The sequence below is a fragment of the Streptomyces sp. NPDC057565 genome (genome assembly GCF_042801455.1).
Taxonomy (GTDB): domain Bacteria; phylum Actinomycetota; class Actinomycetes; order Streptomycetales; family Streptomycetaceae; genus Streptomyces; species Streptomyces yanii.
Genome location: NZ_JBHVFU010000008.1, coordinates 250412 through 269673 on the forward strand (window position 1 = coordinate 250412; position 19262 = coordinate 269673).

19 protein-coding genes and 1 pseudogene are annotated in these 19262 nt (G+C 71.5%); 9 read left to right on the top strand and 11 right to left on the bottom strand.

Annotated features, from left to right (window positions below; all coding sequences use genetic code 11):
- Positions 1-54: 54 nt before the first annotated feature.
- Positions 55-1551, bottom strand: a complete 1497-nt coding sequence (gene xylB / locus ACFU8W_RS19060; RefSeq protein WP_384038345.1) for a xylulokinase — start codon at positions 1549-1551, stop codon at positions 55-57.
- A 247-nt stretch (positions 1552-1798) separates the two neighbouring features.
- Here xylB and xylA point away from each other — a divergent pair, with 247 nt between their 5' ends.
- Positions 1799-2968 (top strand): xylose isomerase, encoded by a 1170-nt coding sequence (xylA, locus tag ACFU8W_RS19065; RefSeq protein WP_345511077.1) that lies wholly within the window; start codon positions 1799-1801, stop codon positions 2966-2968.
- 197 nt (positions 2969-3165) lie between these two features.
- Here xylA and ACFU8W_RS19070 read toward each other — a convergent pair whose 3' ends face one another.
- From ACFU8W_RS19070 to ACFU8W_RS19085, 4 genes are all read right to left on the bottom strand, one after another.
- Positions 3166-4410: an ROK family protein gene (locus ACFU8W_RS19070; protein WP_345511076.1), complete on the bottom strand. Its 1245-nt coding sequence runs from the start codon at positions 4408-4410 to the stop codon at positions 3166-3168.
- A gap of 303 nt (positions 4411-4713) precedes the next feature.
- Positions 4714-5334: a DUF305 domain-containing protein gene (locus ACFU8W_RS19075; RefSeq protein WP_384038438.1), complete on the bottom strand. Its 621-nt coding sequence runs from the start codon at positions 5332-5334 to the stop codon at positions 4714-4716.
- Between the two features lie 26 nt (positions 5335-5360).
- Positions 5361-6011, bottom strand: a complete 651-nt coding sequence (locus ACFU8W_RS19080; RefSeq protein WP_384038349.1) for a DUF3105 domain-containing protein — start codon at positions 6009-6011, stop codon at positions 5361-5363.
- Between the two features lie 64 nt (positions 6012-6075).
- On the bottom strand, positions 6076-6510 hold the full coding sequence (locus ACFU8W_RS19085) for a hypothetical protein (protein WP_384038352.1): 435 nt from the start codon (positions 6508-6510) through the stop codon (positions 6076-6078).
- Between the two features lie 102 nt (positions 6511-6612).
- Here ACFU8W_RS19085 and ACFU8W_RS19090 point away from each other — a divergent pair, with 102 nt between their 5' ends.
- Complete coding sequence (locus tag ACFU8W_RS19090; RefSeq protein ID WP_384038355.1) at positions 6613-7461, top strand: phospholipid scramblase-related protein; 849 nt, start codon at positions 6613-6615, stop codon at positions 7459-7461.
- A 410-nt stretch (positions 7462-7871) separates the two neighbouring features.
- Here the strand turns inward: ACFU8W_RS19090 and pcaD are convergent, their stop codons facing one another.
- From pcaD to pcaH, 4 genes are read right to left on the bottom strand one after another with little or no spacing between them, the layout of a single operon-like run.
- Positions 7872-9035, bottom strand: coding sequence for a 3-oxoadipate enol-lactonase (gene pcaD / locus ACFU8W_RS19095; RefSeq protein ID WP_384038358.1), 1164 nt, complete (start codon positions 9033-9035; stop codon positions 7872-7874).
- Positions 9032-10384, bottom strand: coding sequence for a 3-carboxy-cis,cis-muconate cycloisomerase (pcaB, locus tag ACFU8W_RS19100; RefSeq protein ID WP_384038361.1), 1353 nt, complete (start codon positions 10382-10384; stop codon positions 9032-9034). Before pcaB ends, pcaD begins: the two co-directional genes overlap by 4 nt.
- Positions 10381-10950 carry a protocatechuate 3,4-dioxygenase subunit alpha gene (gene pcaG / locus ACFU8W_RS19105; protein WP_384038364.1) on the bottom strand — a complete coding sequence of 190 codons (570 nt, stop codon included), beginning with the start codon at positions 10948-10950 and terminating at the stop codon, positions 10381-10383. Before pcaG ends, pcaB begins: the two co-directional genes overlap by 4 nt.
- The gene (gene pcaH / locus ACFU8W_RS19110) at positions 10950-11717 is read right to left on the bottom strand and encodes a protocatechuate 3,4-dioxygenase subunit beta (protein ID WP_384038367.1); all 768 of its coding nucleotides are present in this window, start codon (positions 11715-11717) and stop codon (positions 10950-10952) included. The genes pcaG and pcaH overlap by 1 nt, the downstream gene beginning before the upstream one ends.
- Before the next feature lie 329 nt (positions 11718-12046).
- Between pcaH and ACFU8W_RS19115 the strand changes: the two genes are divergently transcribed.
- Complete coding sequence (locus ACFU8W_RS19115) at positions 12047-12520, top strand: MarR family winged helix-turn-helix transcriptional regulator (RefSeq protein WP_384038371.1); 474 nt, start codon at positions 12047-12049, stop codon at positions 12518-12520.
- Between the two features lie 39 nt (positions 12521-12559).
- On the opposite strand, the pseudogene ACFU8W_RS19120 reads toward ACFU8W_RS19115, so the two are convergent.
- Positions 12560-13324: pseudogene (locus ACFU8W_RS19120) on the bottom strand (VOC family protein).
- Between the two features lie 165 nt (positions 13325-13489).
- Between ACFU8W_RS19120 and ACFU8W_RS19125 the strand changes: the two are divergent.
- Both ACFU8W_RS19125 and ACFU8W_RS19130 read left to right on the top strand, forming a co-directional pair.
- A complete protein-coding gene (locus ACFU8W_RS19125) occupies positions 13490-15169 on the top strand; it encodes an FUSC family protein (RefSeq protein ID WP_384038441.1) in 1680 nt (559 codons plus the stop codon).
- Positions 15166-15672, top strand: a complete 507-nt coding sequence (locus ACFU8W_RS19130) for a MarR family winged helix-turn-helix transcriptional regulator (RefSeq protein WP_266979247.1) — start codon at positions 15166-15168, stop codon at positions 15670-15672. The genes ACFU8W_RS19125 and ACFU8W_RS19130 overlap by 4 nt, the downstream gene beginning before the upstream one ends.
- Before the next feature lie 49 nt (positions 15673-15721).
- Here the strand turns inward: ACFU8W_RS19130 and ACFU8W_RS19135 are convergent, their stop codons facing one another.
- Positions 15722-16036, bottom strand: coding sequence for an SDR family oxidoreductase (locus tag ACFU8W_RS19135; protein WP_384038375.1), 315 nt, complete (start codon positions 16034-16036; stop codon positions 15722-15724).
- A 224-nt stretch (positions 16037-16260) separates the two neighbouring features.
- On the opposite strand from ACFU8W_RS19135, the gene ACFU8W_RS19140 reads away from it, so the two are divergent.
- Genes ACFU8W_RS19140 through ACFU8W_RS19155 form a run of 4 tightly spaced genes read left to right on the top strand, consistent with a single transcriptional unit; the run spans position 16261 to position 19232 of the window.
- Entirely contained in the window at positions 16261-17865 is a 1605-nt protein-coding gene (locus ACFU8W_RS19140) for a sensor histidine kinase (protein ID WP_384038378.1), read from the top strand.
- Positions 17862-18269: a roadblock/LC7 domain-containing protein gene (locus ACFU8W_RS19145; RefSeq protein ID WP_037698641.1), complete on the top strand. Its 408-nt coding sequence runs from the start codon at positions 17862-17864 to the stop codon at positions 18267-18269. The genes ACFU8W_RS19140 and ACFU8W_RS19145 overlap by 4 nt, the downstream gene beginning before the upstream one ends.
- Positions 18266-18637, top strand: coding sequence for a DUF742 domain-containing protein (locus ACFU8W_RS19150; protein WP_384038381.1), 372 nt, complete (start codon positions 18266-18268; stop codon positions 18635-18637). The genes ACFU8W_RS19145 and ACFU8W_RS19150 overlap by 4 nt, the downstream gene beginning before the upstream one ends.
- A complete protein-coding gene (locus tag ACFU8W_RS19155) occupies positions 18618-19232 on the top strand; it encodes an ATP/GTP-binding protein (RefSeq protein WP_345511057.1) in 615 nt (204 codons plus the stop codon). The genes ACFU8W_RS19150 and ACFU8W_RS19155 overlap by 20 nt, the downstream gene beginning before the upstream one ends.
- Positions 19233-19262 lie beyond the last annotated feature (30 nt).

Below are 19262 nucleotides of genomic sequence, written 5' to 3' on the forward strand. Positions count from 1 at the left end.
CGGGGGCGAGTGACAATCAGTCAGCGGTCGTTGCAGGATGTGGTGACCGGGTGGCTATCGGTCCCCGCCGAGCAGTGGTCCTGCGGCCCGCTCCAGTACCGAGTTGACCCGGTTCCAGGTGTCCATGTCCCGTGCCATGGGCGGCAGTTCGGTTTCCGTCTCGGCTCCCTCGCCGGCGTTCCAGCCGGCGGCGATCGCGACGGGGTCCTCGCCGCCGGCCGCCGCCGCGGCGAGAGCGGCGGCCCCCAGGGCCACCAGTTCGCCGCTGCCGGGCACGATCACGGGCCGCCCCGACAGCCGTCGTACCGTCTCCACCCAGGCGCGCCCCTGCGCGCCGCCGCCGATCAGGCGCAGCGGGCGGGCAGCGACCTCGGGGTCGGCCGGATCGAGCCCACAGGCCCGCAGCAACTCGTCCAGGGCGCGCAGCACGGTGACGACCGCGCCTTCGTAGGCGGCGCCGAGCAGTTGCTGTGGGGTGGTGTCGTGCCGTAGTCCGGTGAGCAGACCGGAGGCGGTGGGCAGATCGGGGGTCCGCTCGCCGTCGAGATAGGGGAGGAGCACCGCCTCGCCGCCGGGCGCCGCGTCGTTGCGGTCCAGGCCGAGCAGGGCGGCGACCTTGTCCACGGCGAGCGTGCAGTTGAGCGTGCAGGCCAGCGGGAGGTACGTGCCGTCGGCGGCGGCGAATCCGGAGAGCGCCGCCGACGCGGGCCGGGTCCGGGAGGCGGCGAAGACCGTACCCGAGGTGCCGAGGCTGAGAACGGGGTGGTCCAGCAGCCCGGCGCCGCCGAGACCGAGGCCGACGGCGGCACTCATGTTGTCGCCCGTGCCCGCCGCCACGGCGATCCCGGCCGGCAGGCCGAGCGCCTGCGCAGCCTCATCGGTCAGCGAACCGGCGCGGGACGCACCCGTGTCGACCACCTCGGGCAGCAACGTGGCATCCAGGCCGAGCAGTTCGAGCAGCTCGGGGTCGTACGTGCCGGTGGCGGTGGAGTACCAGCAGGTGCCCGACGCGTCGCCGGGGTCGGTGACGGCCGCGCCCGTCAGCCGTTCGGTGAGGAAGTCGTGGGGGAGGCGGATCGCGGCGGTCGCGGCGGCGGTCTCCGGCTCGTTCTCACGCAGCCACTGCCACTTCGACGCGGTCATCGCGGCCACCGGGACCGACCCGGTGCGGGCGGTCCAGGCGTCCGCGCCGCCCAGTGCGGCGGTGAGGGCGGCGGCCTGCGGGGCGGAGCGGGTGTCGTTCCACAGCAGGGCCGGGCGCAGCGGGCGGCCCGCACGGTCGAGGACGACCAGGCCGTGCTGCTGACCGGCGACCGCGATGCCGGTGACGGCCGCGGCGGGCACGCCGGATTCCTTCAGGCCGGCGGCGACGGCGGTGCGCAGCGCCTGCCACCACACCTCGGGGTCGCTCTCGCGGGCCCCCCCCTCGCCCGTGACGATATGCGGGGCACGTCCGACGGCGAGCAGTCGGCCGGTTGCGGCGTCGATGAAGGCCGCCTTGGTGGACTGAGTGGAGCTGTCCACGCCGATGACGACGGTACGCGGCGGCATGGGGTTACCTCATTCTCGCGGTACAGGGGGCCACGGAGGGCCGGACGGCTGGTGCGATCTATTTGATCGTACGGAAAACAAATTACGCGATCGGGCCCGCCCGGAACAGGGGTCGTCCTTGATTCCCGGTGGTGGGGGGTTTACGTCTCCGCGGGGCACCGTGCATGATTAGTCATGACACTGAACAAATAGGGGTTCGGCGGCCTCCACCGGCCGCGGGCCCGACGGCACCGAAGGTGGTCAGACAATGACGGAACGCTTCAGGCCCACCCCGGGGGACAAGTTCACCTTCGGCCTGTGGACCGTGGGCTGGCAGGGGCGCGACCCGTTCGGCGACGCGACCCGCGCGGCGATCGACCCCGTCGAGACCGTGCAGCGCCTCGCCGAGCTGGGTGCGTACGGGGTGACCTTTCACGACGACGACCTGATCCCGTTCGGCTCGTCGGACACCGAGCGCGAGAGCATCGTGAAGCGGTTCCGGCAGACGCTGGACGCGGCCGGGCTCGTCGTGCCCATGGCGACGACGAACCTCTTCACCCACCCCGTCTTCAAGGACGGTGGATTCACCGCCAACGACCGGGACGTGCGCCGGTACGCCCTGCGCAAGACCCTCCGCAACATCGACCTCGCCGTCGAACTCGGCGCCACCACCTATGTGGCGTGGGGCGGCCGCGAGGGCGCCGAGTCGGGCGGCGCGAAGGACATCCGGGTCGCCCTCGACCGGATGAAGGAGGCCTTCGACCTGCTCGGTGACTACGTCGTCGAGCAGGGCTACGACCTGAAGTTCGCCATCGAGCCCAAGCCGAACGAGCCGCGCGGCGACATCCTGCTGCCGACCATCGGCCACGCCCTCGCCTTCATCGAGCGCCTGGAGCGCCCGGAACTCGTCGGCGTCAACCCGGAGACCGGCCACGAGCAGATGGCCGGGCTGAACTTCCCGCACGGCATCGCGCAGGCCATCTGGGCGGGCAAGCTCTTCCACATCGACCTCAATGGCCAGTCCGGCATCAAGTACGACCAGGACCTGCGCTTCGGCGCCGGTGACCTGCGCCAGGCGTTCTGGCTCGTCGACCTGCTGGAGACCGCCGGTTACGAGGGCCCGCGCCACTTCGACTTCAAGCCGCCGCGGACCGAGGACTACGACGGTGTCTGGGCGTCGGCCGCGGGCTGCATGCGCAACTACCTCATCCTCAAGGAGCGCGCCGCCGCCTTCCGCGCCGACCCGGCGGTCCAGGAGGCGCTGCGCGCGTCCCGGCTCGACGAGCTGGCCCGGCCGACGGCCGAGGACGGCTTGGCGGGGCTGCTGGCCGACCGCTCGGCGTTCGAGGACTTCGACGTGAACGCGGCGGCCGAGCGCGGCATGGCGTTCGAGGTGCTGGACCAGCTGGCGATGGACCACCTGCTCGGGGTCCGCTGACAGCACGGGCGGATGATCCGGGGCCGGGCGGGTCCGCCCCCGCCTCCGCATGCGAGTCCGGGCCGTACCTGTGTCAGGACAGGTACGGCCCGGCTCCGGTTTGAGTCCGGGTCGTATACCTGGGTCAGTCGGGTGCGGCGACTGCGGTTCGAGTCCGGGTCGTACCTGTGTCAGGCAGGTCCGGCCCGGCCTCCGTTTCAGCCCGCCACCCGCGCCGCGTACGCCACCGGGTCGGTCAGTACGTCCTGCATCACCAGCGCTGCCGCACCCCGTGCCGCGTCGCCCGCGACCGACGAGGCGCGCAGCCGGCCGCCGCGCGGGGACCACAGCCCGGACACCACCCGGCCCGTCAGCTCCTCGTCGACGGGCGGCGACAGCCACGGCATCAGGCCCCGGTATATCCCGCCGAGCACCACCGCGTCCGGGTCGAGCAGATTCACCGCCCCGGACAGCACCCGCCCCAGCATCCGGCCCGCCTCCACCACGGCGGCCACGGCCCGCTCGTCCCCGGCCCGGGTGCGCCGCTCCAGCTCGGCCACCCCGATGCCGCTGCCGGTCTCCTCGATCCCGGCCGCCCGCAGCAGCGCCGCCTGTCCCGCGTACTGCTCCAGACAGCCGCGCGAACCGCACCGGCACTCCGGCCCCTCCGCGTCCACCACCACATGCCCGATCTCACCGGCGAACCCGTGCGCGCCGCGCAGCAGTTCACCGTCGATGACCAGGGCGCCACCGACGCCGATCTCGCCCGTCAGATACAGAAAGCTGCGGATCTCGTCGAGCCCGCCGAACCAGAGCTCGGCCAGCGCCGCCAGATTGGCCTCGTTCTCCGAACTCACCGGCAGTTCCGGGCTGCCGGGGCGCAGCGCGGCGAGCGACGCGGCGAAGAGTTCCTCCGCCGGGACCTGATTCCAGCCCAGGTTGGGCGCCTGGCGCACCGCGCCGCCCGACACCAGTCCGGGCAGCGCCAGAGCCACGCCGACCGGGAAGAGCTCCTGTTCGGCCGCCGAATCCAGGGTGCGGGCCGCGATCCGGGCCGCCCGCGCCAGCACCTCGGCGGGCGGAGCGCCCCGGTTGTCGAGGTGTTCCGTCAGCCGGACCCGGCCGGTGCCCGCCAGGTCCACGACACAGACCGACACGTAGTCGATGTTGACCTCGACGCCGAGCCCGGCGGGGCCGGTGCGCGCCACCTTGAGTGCGGTGCCGGGGCGCCCGGCCTGCCCGCTGAACGTCTTGCCGGACTCGGTGAGGAACCCGCTGTCGAGCAGCTGCTCGACCAGCGAGGACACGGCGGCACGGGTCAGCCCCACGCGTGCGGCCACCCCGGCCCTGGTCGCCTCGCGCTCGCCCTCGTCACGGACGGCCCGCAGCACCAGGCTGAGGTTGCTCCGTCGCACGGTGTCCTTGTCGGCCTTGGGTCCCAGCGTCGTGAGGTTGCTCTTCATATCGCTGCTGAGCCTATGCGATTCCGCACGTCAGTACGGTCCGGAGCGGGCACCGGTTCCCCTCGCGGCATGCGGCGGAACCCGCCGTGTTCGAGGTGCGGGCCGCGATCCGCAGCACTGGCGACCGGGCGCGGTCGCCGACGGGCCGTCCGCCGCAGCGACGCATGCACGCTCGACTTCAGCCTCGTGGACGGAACGAAGCCCCGGTGTGTCCACAGCCGGTCGTCGTCCGACGGACCGCATCAACCAGGGCGTGGTGGCCGCGTACGCATGTACGGGACCACCACGCCCCGGACCGCCGGCTCATGCCGTGGCGCCGCGCTCCTTCAGCATGTCGGCCATCAGCCTGATCTCCGACTGCTGGCCCAGGACCATGCCCGCCGCCAGATTCCTGATCTCTTCCGTGCCCGCCGCGTCGGCCGCCGCCTGTGCCATCTCCGCGCCGGCCCGGTGGTGCTCGGTCATCAGCCGGAGGAACCGCACCTCGGCGTCCTTGCCCTTCGCCGCCCGCAGTGCGTCCAGCTCGGTGTCGGTCGCCATGCCCGGCATCAGCGAGCCGTCGCCCCTGGGGGCGACGGTGTGGCCCATCCACTCCATCGGGGGGCGGTCGGAGCTCTTGGCACGGCCCCACATCTCCAGCCAGCCGAGCATCATGCCGCGCTGATTGGCCTGGGTGTTGATGATGTCGTACGCGAGCCGCCGCACGTCCTCGTCGGACGTCCGGTCACGGACGATGAACGCCATCTCGACCGCCTGCTGATGGTGGATCGACATGTCGCGCGCGAACCCCACATCGACCGACGTCTCCGCGGGCACGGCCGACCGGGCCGCCCCCTGGGGGGTGGACGACGCCGACGGCCGTACGAGCATGAGTGCCACCAGCCCCAGCGCCAGCAGCAGTACCGCAGCACCCGCCAGCACCATCGGCCGCGGCGCGCGGACCGAGGACGTCACTTGGCGATCCCGCCGGTGCAGGCGGCGCCCGGCTCCGGTGTCTGCGGACCCTGGACGTACTTGGTGAAGAACTGCGCCACGCGTGCGTCGGTCGCGCTCTTCACCGTGACCTGCTTGCCCCAGGCACTGAGGATCAGCGGGGCGTCCTGGTCCTTCACGGGGCTCATGAGCGAGTACGGGGTCTTGGCGACGCGGTCCGCGAGCTTCTTGATGTCGGCGGGCTGCGCCTTGTCGTTGTACGTGACCCAGACCGCGCCGTGCTCCAGCGAGTGGACGGCGTTCTCGTTCGGGATCGCTTCGGTGTAGACGTCGGCGTCGCAGTTCATCCAGACCGGGTTGTGGTCGCCGCCGACCGGCGGGTTCATCGGGTAGTCGACCGGCTTCTCGACATGGTTCTGGGTGAGCTTGTCCCAGCTCCGCTCGCCCTGGACGGGGGAGGACTTGGCCTTCTCCTCGGCCTGGTCCTGCTTGTCGGCTGTGGACATCAGATAGCCGCCGCCCGCGACGAGTGCGGCGACGACGGCGACGGAGGCGGAGATGGTGATGATGCGGTTCCTGCGCTCGCGGGCCCGCTCCTTGCGGCGGGCCTCCTCGAGCTTGGCGCGGCGCGCGGCGGCAGGGGTGTTCTGCTTCTTGGCGGAAGCCATGGAGAGTCCTCGGGTTCGACACGATGTACGGAAAGAGGGCAGGGCGAGAGAAGGGGCCCTGCTTCTAGATCCGTTGAACCTGAAGACGGAGACGGTCGACGGCGCCCACGGCGTCGTTGGAGGGGCCGCGGATACCGGTGGCGCCGGCGAGCCGGCCGGCCGGAGCGGTGACCGCCGTGCCGGGGAGCGCGAGAGGTGCGGCCTGGGCGGGCAGCACGACGGGTGTCGCGTGCTCCGAGAGACCGTGGCAGGAGCTGCTGACGCCCCGGTCGTCCGGTGCGACGACCACGACGATCCGCGCGGTGGAGGCCGGGGGTCGAGTCGGGGCAGGAGTCGCGGCCGCGGTCGCGGTCCGGACCGTGGTGTGGTGTGCGGCCGCGCCCGCCTCGGCGAGCGAACAGCACGAGACCATGGCCAGCAGGATGAGCAGCCAGCCGAGAACGGCCGACGCGCGGGCGCCGGCCCGTCGTCGGTCGGTCCGTTCACTGAGTCTGGTCACCCCGACATCGTACGTGGTGTGTGAAGTTTCAACGAGTGTGGGGATGCTATTGATGTGACGGATGGGGCTTGCCCTGTCGGATCGGCGGGATAGTGTGCCCCGGTGACAACGCACTCGAACGTATCTGCGGGCTGGTATCCGGATCCGCACGGCGCGCCCCAGCTGCTGCGCTACTGGGACGGTTCCCAGTGGACCGAGCACACGAACCCGGCAGGCGGACAGCAGCCCCAGGCTTCCGCTCAGCCCCAGGCGCCCGCGCAGGCTCCCGCTCAGGTCCAGATGCCCCACCAGCAGGCGGCCTCCCAGCACCAGCAGGCCGTCCCTCAGCAGCAGGGCATGGCTCCCGGCGGTGCCACGCTCTTCAATCAGCAGGTCCTGGTCGTGAACCAGAAGGCCAAGCTGATCGAGGTGACGAACGAGTACCGCGTCTTCGATCAGCAGGGCAACACGATCGGCTCGGTCGTCCAGGTCGGCCAGAGCGCGCTGCGCAAGGTGCTGCGGTTCGTCTCCAGCATCGATCAGTATCTGACCCACAAGCTGGAGATCCGTGACGCGTACGGACAGCCGCAGCTGCTGCTGACCCGGCCGGCGAAGTTCATCAAGTCCCGGGTCATCGTGCAGCGCCCGGACGGGCAGCCGGTCGGCGAGATCGTGCAGCAGAATGCCATAGGCAAGATCAACTTCGCCATCATGGTGGACGGTCAGCAGATCGGTGCCATCAAGGCGGAGAACTGGCGCGCCTGGAACTTCGCGATCGTCGACCACAACGACGCCGAGATCGCCCGGATCACCAAGACCTGGGAAGGCCTCGCGAAGACGATGTTCACGACGGCGGACAACTACGTGCTGCAGATCCACTATCAGCTGCCCGAACCGCTGCTCAGCCTCGTCGTGGCGACGGCCCTGACCGTGGACACGGCCCTGAAGCAGGACGCCCGCGGCCTCGGCTGACGGGATCCTGTCGTACACAGCAGCCTGCGCCCCCGTACGTTCACGTACGGGGGCGCAGGCGTGTACGCATGCCGTCGCACGGCCCTGCCCCACGTCGGATGACCCGGTGGGAGGGTGACGGTCAGGCCATGATGCCGCCCCATCTGCCGCCCGGATGTCTCTCGGGCGCCGCGCAGCCCGAACTCTGCCGGTCGCGGACGATCCGCTCCTGGGGCCGTGGCAGTGCACCGACGTCCCCGCCGTCCTCGTGGCCTTCTCCGGCCCGGCGATCCGGCGGCGGAACCTGAGGCGCGGGCAGACTCCGGGGAGGAGGCCCGCGACGGGACCGAGCAGTGGCAGGACACCTGGCCCGCCGAGACCGCTGTCCGTGAGCGGGTCACCGCCCGCGACGGCCGGCTGGTCCGAGGCGGTCAGTTCGTAGGAGAGGCGTCCGGCCCGTCGGTCTCCTGTATCTCCTCCAGGACCCTGCGGGCCACCGCGAACGCCGAATTCGCGGCAGGCACACCGCAGTAGACCCCGGTCTGCAGCAGTGCCGCGCCGATCTCCTCCGGTGTCAGACCGTTGCGCAGTGCCGCCCGGACATGCATCGCCAGTTCGTCGTGGTGCCCGTGCGCGACGAGCGCCGTGAGCGTGATCAGGCTGCGCTCGCGGCGGGACAGGGTGGGGTCGGTCCAGATCTCGCCCCAGGCGTACCGCGTGATGAAATCCTGGAACCGGGCGGTGAATCCGGTCGTGCCGGCCTGGGCCCGGTCCACATGCGCATCGCCGAGCACCTCTCGCCGCACCGCCATGCCGCTGTGGCCGCTCCGGTTCGCACCGAAGTGGCCGCGCAGCGCCACCCGTACCGCCTCGGGGTTCTCGGCGGGCGCCAGGTGCGAGGTCGCAGCGAGCTCGGTGAGCGTGGCGTCGGGGATCGCGTCGGCGAGCTCCCGGGCGTGTGCGGGGGGTGTCGCCGGGTCCTCGCGTCCTGCGATCACCAGCGTCGCCGCCCGGATTTCCGAGAGCCGGAGCCGCAGATCGTACGCGGCGAGCGCGTCGCAACAGGCGGCGTACGACGAAGGATCGGTGGCCCGGAGATCGTCGAGCAGTTCCGGGGCGGTGAAGCCGGGTGTGAACCAGCGCGCCGCGGCCCCGGCCGCGACCGGGGCGAGTCCGTCCCGCCGGACCAGCGCCGCCCGCTCCTGCCACGGCCCGGGCTCGCCGAAGTGCGCGGAGGAGCAGACGACGGCGAGCCGGTCGATGCGCTCCGGGTGGTGCACGGCGAGCCAGAGGCCGACCGCGCCGCCCAGCGAGACCCCCGCGTACGAGAACCGGTCCAGGGACAGCGAGTCGGCCAACTCCATCACCAGCGCGGCAAGATCGGCGACCGTCGCACCCGGCCCGATCAGGTCCGCGGCCGATCCGCCGTGCCCGGGCAGATCCCACCGTACGACCCGGTGGGCGGTGGAGAGGTCGGGCGCGACGGCGTCCCAGAGCCCGGTCGACGTACCCAGCGAGGGTCCGAGCAGCAGCGGGGGAGCGGCGGTCGGACCCTCCGTGCGGTGGTGCAGAAGGCGGTCGGGCGCGGATGTCATCGGCGGTCCAATGCACGGTCGGTGAGGGGGCCCGCGGATCCGGTGTACCGGGCGGGGTCGGTCAGTTCGGCCAGGTCGAGACCGGCGAGCTCCGGCTCCTCGTCCAGGACGTCGAAGAGCACATCGGAGAGGTCGGTCGTCTCGGACCGGGCCCGGTCCGCGGCGCCCGCCAGGACGTCCCTGGCGCGGGCCCGGCCGATGCGTTCGGCAAAGGCGGCGGCCAGCCGCTCCGAGACGATCAGACCGTCGGTGAGGTGGAGGTTCTCCAGCATGGCGTACGGGACGATCCGCAGTCCCGCCGAGAGTTCGGCGCCGTCCCGCGCGGCGCCGCCGACGAGGCGCAGAAGATCGCGCAGCGGCTCCCACTCGGCGTGCCACGCCCCGGCGGGCCGCTCGTCCTCGGCGGCCAGCGAGCCGTACAGCGTGGCCGCCAGGCCGGGCGCCCGGCGGGCGGCGGCCGCGATCAGCGTGGCACGCACGGGATTCGCCTTGTGCGGCATGGCGGACGAACCCCCGAGCCGGCCCTCCTCGACCTCGCCGATCTCGGTACGGGACAGCGTGAGCACATCGGCCGCTGTCTTGCCGAGCGCGCCCGCGGTGAAGGCGAGCGCCCCGGCGAGATCGGCGACCGGGGTGCGCAGGGTGTGCCAGGGCAACACCGGTTCCACCAGTCCGAGTTCGCGTGCGTACGCGGCGACGAGGGCGAGCCCGTCCACGTTCTTCTCCTCGAAGGAGAAGGCGGAGAAGGCGGCCAGGGTTCCCGCCGCACCCCCGAGTTGGGCGGGGAGGGAATCCCGTACGGAAGCCAGACGGTCCCGTGCGTCGAGGATCAGTGCACGCCACCCGGCGACCTTGAGCCCGAATGTGGTCGGCACGGCGTGTTGCGTGAGCGTACGGCCCGCCATCGGTGTGTTGCGGTGCGCGGCGGCGTGCCGCGCCAGCTCGTCCGCCATCCGCACCAGATCGTCGAGCACCCCGGCCAGTGTGCGTGAGGCGACGAGCATCGCCGCAGTGTCCAGGATGTCCTGGCTGGTCGCACCCCGGTGCACATACGGCCGCACCTCCTCGGGCACCGCCGCCGCGAGGTCGGTGACCAGGGGGATGACCGGGTTGCCGCCGGAGCGTGCCCGGAGCGCCAGATCCCTCACGTCGAAGCGGTCGGCGTCCGCCGCCTGCGTGACCGCCCGCCCGGCTTCCGCCGGGGCGAGCCCGCATGCGGACTGGGCGCGGGTCAGCGCCGCCTCGGCGTCGAGCATCGCCTGCAGGACGGCGCGATCGTCGGTGCTGGCCTCGGCGGGGGAGCCGGCCCGCCCGGGGGCGAGCAGACCGGCATCGCTCTCGTACGTCACGTGAACTCCAGGAAGACCGTTTCGCCGGCACCCTGCAGATGGATGTCGAACCGGTGGGTGCGCCGGTCGGTGGGCGTCGCGATCAGTGTGGCCCGGCGTTCCGCGTCCAGCGACTCCAGCAGCGGGTCACCGGCGGGCACGGTGCCGTCCGCAGCCCGCAGATAGATCCGGGTGTACAGGTGGTGGAGCAGTCCGCGGGCGAAGACGGCGACCGAGAGATACGGGACACCGCCCGGCGGCAGGGTCCGTACCGCCCACCGGCCGTCGGCGTCGGTCGGGACGCGGCCGAAGCCGGTGAATCCGACGCCGTCGCGGCCGATGACCCGGCCGGTGACCGGGTCGTGCCGCAGCGAGCCGGGGCGGCCGGTCCGCGAGCCGTCCGGGGCAGGCTGCCAGATCTCGATCAGCGCGTCGGGGACGGGGGCACCGCTGCCGTCGAGCACCAGCCCGTGCACGGTGATCGTGTCCGGATGGCCGGCCGGCGCGATGTCGCCGCCACCGGCGAACGGCAGCGCGTACCCGTAGAACGGGCCGACGGTCTGGGACGGGGTCGGGGCGTGGGTCATCAGTGGTGGCCTTCCTCGATCCAGGTGGCGGACGGTCCGTCGAGAACGATGTCCCAGCGGAAACCGAGCGACCACTCGGCGACCGAACGGTCGTGGTCGTACGTCGCGACGAGCCGCTCCTGGGCGGCCGGGTCGGTGACGGACTGGAGAATCGGGTCGTACGGCAGGATCGGGTCGCCCGGGAAGTACATCTGGGTGACCAGACGCTGGGTGAACGCCGTCCCGAAGAGCGAGAAGTGGATGTGCGCGGGGCGCCAGGCGTTGTCGTGGTTGCGCCACGGGTAGGCGCCGGGCTTGACGGTGGTGAAGCTGTAGCCGCCGTCGTCGTCGGTCAGACAGCGGCCGAACCCGGTGAAGTTGGGGTCCAGGGGCGCCGGGTGCTGGTCGAGCTGGTGCGCGTACCGCCCCGAGGCGTTGGCCTGCCACACCTCGACCAGTTGCCCGCGGACCGGGCGGTCCTCCCGGTCCAGGATCCGGCCGGAGACGGTGATGCGTTCACCGAGCGGCTCGCCCTGGTGCTGCCGGGTGAGATCGCGGTCGAACGCGGTGACGTCCGTAACGCCGAAAGCCGGTCCGGACAGCTCGACGGCCTCGGGATCGGCCAGCGGGATGAGTGACCGGTGCGGGTGGCGGTAGTGGCTGCTGCGATACGGAGGGTAGTCGCGCGGCGGATGGTGCGCACCGGCGGGCGCGCCGGCGTGGACCTTGGCGACCTCGGCGTCGATGTCTTGCTGACTCAGCCCGTCGGGCAGGGGATAGGTGGTCATGTCACGGTTTGTCATGTCGCGGCTCCGGAGACGGGTGGATTCCGAGGGGAACGAGGCGCGTCGGACGCCCGGGTCATGCGGCCTCGGGGGCGCGCAGCGAGGTGAGCCCCTGGGGTGCGGGCGGCGCGGTGGCGCCCGGACCTGCTGCGCCGTGACACCGGGGTGCAACTCGGTGAGGACCAGCTCATCACCCTCTCCTCCGACACATTGCTCAGTGCACTGAGTATTTGTTGACGCGCCAGAAGCTATCCATGCCGGAGCAGTGAGGTCAAGGCCCTCAGTACACTGAGATCCTGGAGAGGGAAGAAGCAGCAGAGAGGGCGATGTCTGTGTCCGCGGTTGACTTGAGCAGGCACCCCGGGCATCTGGCCCGCCGCCTCCAGCAGGCGCACTACCTGCTGTGGAACACGATGGTCTCGGAGGAGACGACCTCCCCGCAGTTCGCCGTGCTGAATGCCCTGATCGCCGAGCCCGGCCTCGATCAGCGCACGGTGGGGGAGCGGGTCGGACTCGACCGCTCCACCATCGCCGAGGTCATCAGCAGACTTTCGCGGCGCGGACTGCTGGACAAGGTCCGCGACCCGCAGGACGGCCGCCGCTCCCTGCTGCAGCTCACCGAGGACGGGGTGCGTACCCACCGGAGGATCTCCCTGCGGGCGGCCAGGATGAACCAGGTCTTCCTCGGTCCGCTCTCGGCCGAGGAACAGGCTGTCTTCTTCGATCTGCTGCGCCGGGTCTCGGACGCGGCCGAGGGGCTCCGTCATCCTGAGGAGCCCCTCGGCGCCGGAACGTCCGGCCTCTGACGTCTTCGGGGATGCCTGGGGGGTAGCCCTGAGTTCCTCTTAGTCCCCGTCGCCTGCACGGTGGATCCCGAACGCCGCTCCGTGCGGGTCGCGGACCACCGCGATCTGCCGGCCGCCCGGGAGGGTCCTCGGTGGCATCATCAGTTCACCGCCCGCGCCCAGCGCGGTGGCCGTGGTCGCGTCGACGTCCGTCACCGCGAAATAGGGCAGCCAGTTCGGCGGCGCCTCGGGCGGGAGTGTGTCTTCGCTCGCCAGCAGGCCGCCGAAGTCGGCGCCGTCGACACCTCACTGGGGGTAGGACTTCGACGCGGTGACCGTCCAGCCGAGGACGGCCGGGTAGAAGGCGAGTGCGGGATCGGCCTCGCGGGTGACGAGTTCGACCCAGCCGAGCGAGCCCGGAACGTTCAGCAGCTCGACGCCCGCGAAGGCCCGGCCCTGCCACAGCGAGAACACCGCGCCGGACGGGTCCGCGACGACCGCGAATCTCCCCTGGTCGAAGACGTCCATCGGGCCGACCAGTAGTGAGCCGCCCGCCGATGTCACCTTCTCCACCGTGGCGTCCGTGTCCTCGGTGGCGAACGAAACCGTCCAGGCGGGTGGCCGGCCCGGCTGGTAGACCGGGCTGAGGGCGGCGACGCGCGCAGCACCGAGGTGCGCCATCGTGTAGCCGCCGGCCTCCTCGCGCGGATCGGTCTCGGACCGCCAGCCGAAGAGTGCCGTGTAGAACGATGTGGCCGCCGGGATGTCCGGGGTGCTCAGCTCGATCCAGCAGGGGCCGCCGGGCACCGGTTCGGAGAGCTTCATTCCGTTCCCTCTGTTTCTCTTCCGGGGGCGCGCGCGTGTGTGTGTGGGTCTTCCCGCAACCTACGACCGGCCGTGGAGCCGGGCCATCCGGGCGACGGCCGTGGTCGGGGAGAAGTGTTTTACAGGTGTAATACCTGTTAAGATGTTTGGGTGAGTGATACGACCATGCGAACCCGGCAGCCCTCCGTCCGTAGACTTCCGCTGGCCCCCGCCCTGCGCCTGGCCCGCCCCTCGGACATGTGGTTCAAGCCGGCGCTGAGCGTGGTGGTCGCTTCCGCCGTGCCGAACCTGGCGCTCTTCGCCTTCGACCGGCTCGACCTCGTCATGTACACGATGGCCGGTTCGCTCTGTGCGCTGTACGGCCACAGCCTCCCGTACGCCCGCCGCGCCCGCACCGTCGCCGCAGTCGTCCTCGGCATGCTCGTCGGCTTTGCGATCTCCCTGGTCACGGCCTCGCTCACCGACTCGACGGCCGTACTGATCGCCGTCGGCGCACTCCTCGCGGCCGGGCAGAAGGCGCTCTGCGACGCCGCCCGCATCGGGCCTCCCGGGCATGTGATCTTCACGTTCGTCACCTCGGCCGCCCTCTTCGCCCCGCAGCACCTGGGTCAGGTGCCCGGGCACCTCGCGCTCACCGTGGCGGCGGGCGCGGTCGCCTGGCTGGTCACCGTCGGTCCCGCCCTGATCCGCCGGGAGGGACCCGAGCGCCGCGCCACGGCCCGCGCGCTGGACGCCGCCGCCGCATACGCCACCGACCCGGGACACCGCACCCGGCACGCCGCGGCAGCCGCCGTGCACGCCGGCTGGCAGACGCTGCTCGCCGCCGGGCGCCCCACCCCCGTACGCCGGGCGCTGGAACGGCTCCTCGTGCACGCCGAAGCCGCCCTTGCCGATGCTGCCCTCGGGTCCCGCACCGCCGACCCCGACCGGCTGCGTGCCTGGGCGGAGCAGACCCGGGCCCGCGGTCCCGTCCCCGCTCCGCTGTCCGCCCCCGGCACCGCCGAGGAGCTCTTCGGGATCGACGCCGAGCGGGCCGCACGGCGGACCGGAAGCCGCCGCGACGCCCGCCGGGCACTGCTGCGCGCGCTCGCCCCCGGCTCCCCGCTGCTGCCCATCGCCGCCCGTACCCTCATCGGCTGTGCCCTCGCCGGATACGTCTCCATGGCCTTCGGCGTCGGCCGCCCCTACTGGGCGATCGTCACCGCCGCCTCCCTCTACCAGGTCAACGTCACGCTCTCCTGGAACCGAGCCCTGCAGCGCACCCTCGGCAACCTCCTCGGCGTGCTCGTCTTCGCCGCCGTCCTCCCCGTCACCCGGACGGGGCCGCTTGCGCTCATCGGCTGCTGCCTCTTCTTCAACTTCGCCGCCGAGGCACTGATCACCCGCAACTACTGGCTCGGCTCCATTGCCGTGACCCCGATGGCCCTTCTCGTCATCGAGTTCGGCGGCACCCACCCCGCCGGTGAACTCATCGGCGACCGGGTCCTGGACACCGTCATCGGCGCCGCCGTCGGACTGCTCGCCGCCATGGCCGTCACCAACCGCCGGGCCGGCGGGCGCCTGGAGCGGGCCCTTGCCGCCACCGACAGGGCCCGCGCCGACGCCGCAAAGACCCTGGCCGCCCCGGCACCCGCACCCGCCGCGCTCGACGCCGCTCGCCGCAGGCTGACGGGATCGCTCGTCGAGCTGCGCGAGGCGGGCGACACCGCGGCGGGCGAATGGTGGCAGCGCGCCCTGCCCGAGGAGCGGGTCCTCGCGGCGGAGCAGGCCGGACACCGTACGCTCGCGGCGACAGCAACACGGCAGGGGCTGATCGTCCCCGCCCAGGAGAACGGAGCGGTGTGACCGACGACATCGTCGCCTCGGTGGTACGGCAGTGGCAGGCCGTCAACCCGGAGCTGGACACCGGACCGATGGAACTCATCGGGCGCATCAACCGCTGCGCCGCCCTGCTCCAGCAGGCGGAGGACGCCCCGCTGCGCTCCGCCGGGCTGAGCCGCGCCGAGTTCGACCTGCTCGGCGCGGTGCGCCGTACCAACCGTGAACTCACCCCCGGTGAACTGGCCAGGGAAACGTTCTCCTCCGGCGCCGCCGTCACCAAACGCCTCCGGGGCCTCCAGGAGCGCGGCCTGGTCGACCGCCGCAGTGACGCCCGGGACCGCCGCGTCGCGCACGTCCGTCTCACCGACGAGGGGCGCGCCCTGGTCGACGAGCTGCTGCCCCGGCAACTGGCGTACGAACGCACGGTGCTGTCCGGTCTCGACGAACGGACCCGGGGCGAACTCAGCTCCCAGCTCAGTGAGTTGCTGGTCCAACTGGAGGGACGCCTCGGCGGGGCCCGGCGCTGAACCATGCACCGGGCCCCGCTCCGCGCGGGTGGGCGGCGGCCACCGGTGGTCAGGGGCGGCGCGGGGGCCGGTCGGCACGGGTTCCGCCGGGCGGCCGGTTGACGGTCCTGCCGGCGGTACATCCCGTGGTGGGCGCCCGAAGACATGACCGGGGGGTGACGGCTCGGACCGCCGTGTAGTCGCCGTCCACGACGAGTTCGGTGCCGGTCACGAAGTCGGCCTCTTCGGAGGCGAGGTGGAGCGCGCCGTGCGCGATGTCCTGCGGGGAACCGCGGTGTCCCATCGGCGTGGAGTCCAGCATCCGTCGGGCGTGGGCGGCGGCCTCCGGGGACGGGTCGGCGCGCTCTTTCTGCGGCGCTATCACTGATCGTCACTCCTTGCGCACGGTCCGAGGCGGTGCGTGCAAAAACTCGTGAGTGTATTACCGCGGGAACGCTCGCGCAGGGGGGTTGGGTGAATGTGCCGAAGCACTGTTTCGATCTGACTAAGCTCACGCGCAGTGAAGTCGAGTTGATATGAATTCGAGCGCTTGTTGCCTCATGCCCTACAAGTGCGTATACCTCCCGAATCAACCGCCAGAGGTCTTAGATGGCTCGTGTTGAATCACCGCCGATCCAGCGAGAAATTTCCCTTGCCCGAGCCGCGTTGCTCCCCGTTCTCCTGACGGCCGGCGCGACCGCTGCCGCCGCGGCGCTGGTTTCCGGGGCCGCCCGGGGCGCAGTCGTCTGGTGCGGCGCGGTCACCACCGTCGTGGTCGCCGTGCTCACCGTCGCGCTGGCCCGTCGTGCCCGCGCGATGCGCAGACAGCGCGCGGAGTACGAGCACCGCCTGGCCGTCCTGGAACACCGCCTCGCCACCCATGACGAAGAGGCCATCCGGATCAACAAGGAGCTCCTGCCCGCCGCGATCCACCGGCTCCGCGTGGGCAACTCGCCCGACGAGGTACTGCGCGACATCGTCGACGCCGACGAGGTCTACCGCGACCTTCCCGACGCCCAACGCGCCCTCGTCCACACGGTGCTGAAGATCATCGACAACGAAGAGGCGATGCGCGACTCCGCGCAGCGCGCCTTCGTCAACGTCGCCCGGCGCGTCCAGGCGATCGTCCACCGGCAGGCCAGCGAGCTGCGGGAGATGGAGGAGCACCACGGGCGAAACCCCGATGTCTTCGACGACCTGCTCCGCATCGACCACGGAACCGCGCTGATCGGTCGGCTCGCCGACTCCATCGCGGTACTCGGCGGCGCCCGTCCCAGCCGTCAATGGCCCAAGCCCGTACCGCTGTTCAGTGTGTTGCGCGGTGCCATGTCCCGGATCCTCGAATACCCGCGCGTCGACCTGCACTCGATCGCCCAGGTCGCCGTCATCGGCACCGCCGTCGAACCGCTCATCCACGCCTGCGCCGAACTCCTCGACAACGCCACCCGCTACTCGCCGCCGCAGACCCGCGTGCACGTCACCGCGGTCGAGGTCCAGACCGGCATCGCCATCGAGATCGAGGACGGCGGCGTCAGCCTCAGCGAGGAGGCCCGTGCGCGGGCCGAGAACATGCTCGCCCGGGCCCAGGCCGGGTCCAACATGAACGACCTCGGCGAGTCCCCCCGGCTCGGCATGGCCGTCGTCGGCCGGCTCTCCCGGATGTACGACCTCCAGGTCTCGCTGCGGCAGTCCGCGTACGGCGGCGTCCGCGCCGTACTCGTCGTGCCCCGCGCCATGATCACCACCGGTCCCGCCCCGGGTATCGCCCACGGCATCGGCGCCACGTCGAGGCCCACCAGCGACATCGACGTGGCGGGCATGAAGCACGTCGTCCCGCCGCGCAGCAAGCGCCGTGAGCCTCTCCCGGTGGAAGCCCGCCCGGCCACCGGACCGGTCGCCTCCGACTCCCGGCCGGTGGCCGTGTCGGCGGCCATGGGCGACGACGCCCCCGTGGTGACCGAGTGGACCGCGGGCGGACTCCCGCAGCGCCGCAGCCGCGGCCGCGTACCGCTGGGCTCGCACAACCTCCCCGCGCAGCCCTCCGCTGTGCCCTCGGGACAGCGCAACGGTCACGCCAACGGGAGCGACAACGGCAAGGAGCAACCCCCCGGGCTCTGGCTCGAGGCCTTCACCAACGCCGTCAACGGCGTGCCGCAGGAGCCGAAGGCCGGCGAAGACACCGATGACGCGTGGGACAAGGGAGACCTGAAGTGATCCAGCAGCGCGGGAATATGGACTGGATGCTCAAGGAACTGGCCGACGACGTCCCGGACATCCATCAGATCGTCGTGCTCTCCGCGGACGGCCTGCGCATCGCCCGGCACGGTGGCGACCCCGATGTCGCCGACCGCCTGGCCGCCGCCTGTGCCGGGCTGCAGAGTCTGGCGGCCGCCGTCGCCTCCGAAATCCCTTACAGCGACGGTCTGATGCGGCTCGTCGTCATCGAAGTCACCGGCGGATTCTTTTACTTGATGGCCGCGGGGACCGGTGCGTACCTTGCCGTCCTTGCCGGAGAGACGGTGGACGCGGGACTCGTCGGAGCACGGATGCGCGACATGGTCGTCCGGATCGGTGCCCATCTCACGAGCCCGCCGCGCCATGACGGGCAGGCCGGATGAGCTCTCCCCGACGAGAGCGCCGGGAGGCTGATCCGGTGCTGAGCGACCCGGAGCGGCTGTACGTCATCACCGGCGATCCCGACGGTGGCGAGCGAGCGGCGCTCGACCTGGTCACGATGGTCGTTGCGAAGGAGCAGCCGACGCCGACGGTCCAGCCCGAGCAGGCCGTGATCCTACGGCTCTGCCAGGCACCGTTATCCGTCGCCGAGATCTCGGCCTACCTCAGCCTGCCGTTCAGCGTGGTGACCTCGCTCCTCACCGAACTCCTCGCGAGCGAACTGATCGAATCACGCGCGCCCATCGCCCGCGCCACTCTCCCGGACAGATCCCTTCTCGAAGCGGTGATGCATGGACTTCAGAAACTCTGACACGATCACCGGCCCCAGGATCGAGGACATCCTTCCGACCACGGCCACGGCCGCTGTGAAGGTGGTCATCGTCGGCGGGTTCGGGGTCGGCAAGACGACCATGGTCGGTTCCGTCAGCGAGATCCGGCCCCTGACCACCGAAGAGACCATGACCCAGGCCGGGGTCGGCGTGGACGACAACTTCGGGGTGGAGAGCAAGACCGCCACCACGGTCGCCATGGACTTCGGCCGCATCAGCATCAGCGAGGAACTGATCCTCTACCTCTTCGGCACCCCGGGCCAGGAACGCTTCTGGTTCCTGTGGAACGGTCTCTTCGAGGGCGCCCTCGGCGCCGTCGTCCTCATCGACACCCGGCGTCTCGAGGTCAGCTTCGACGTGATCGGACGCCTGGAAGAACGCGGTGTGCCGTTCGTCGTCGCCATCAACACCTTCCCGGACGCCCCGAAGCACCCCGTCGAGGCGTTGCGCAGCGCACTGGACCTGCCGGACGAGGTGCCGATGATCGACTGCGACGCCAGACTGCGCGGCTCCAGCCGCGATGTGCTGATGACCCTGATGCGCTATCTGCACAGCCTGGCCGTCCCGCTCGCCTGACCACCCCTGCTCGCACGCCGTCTGATCATT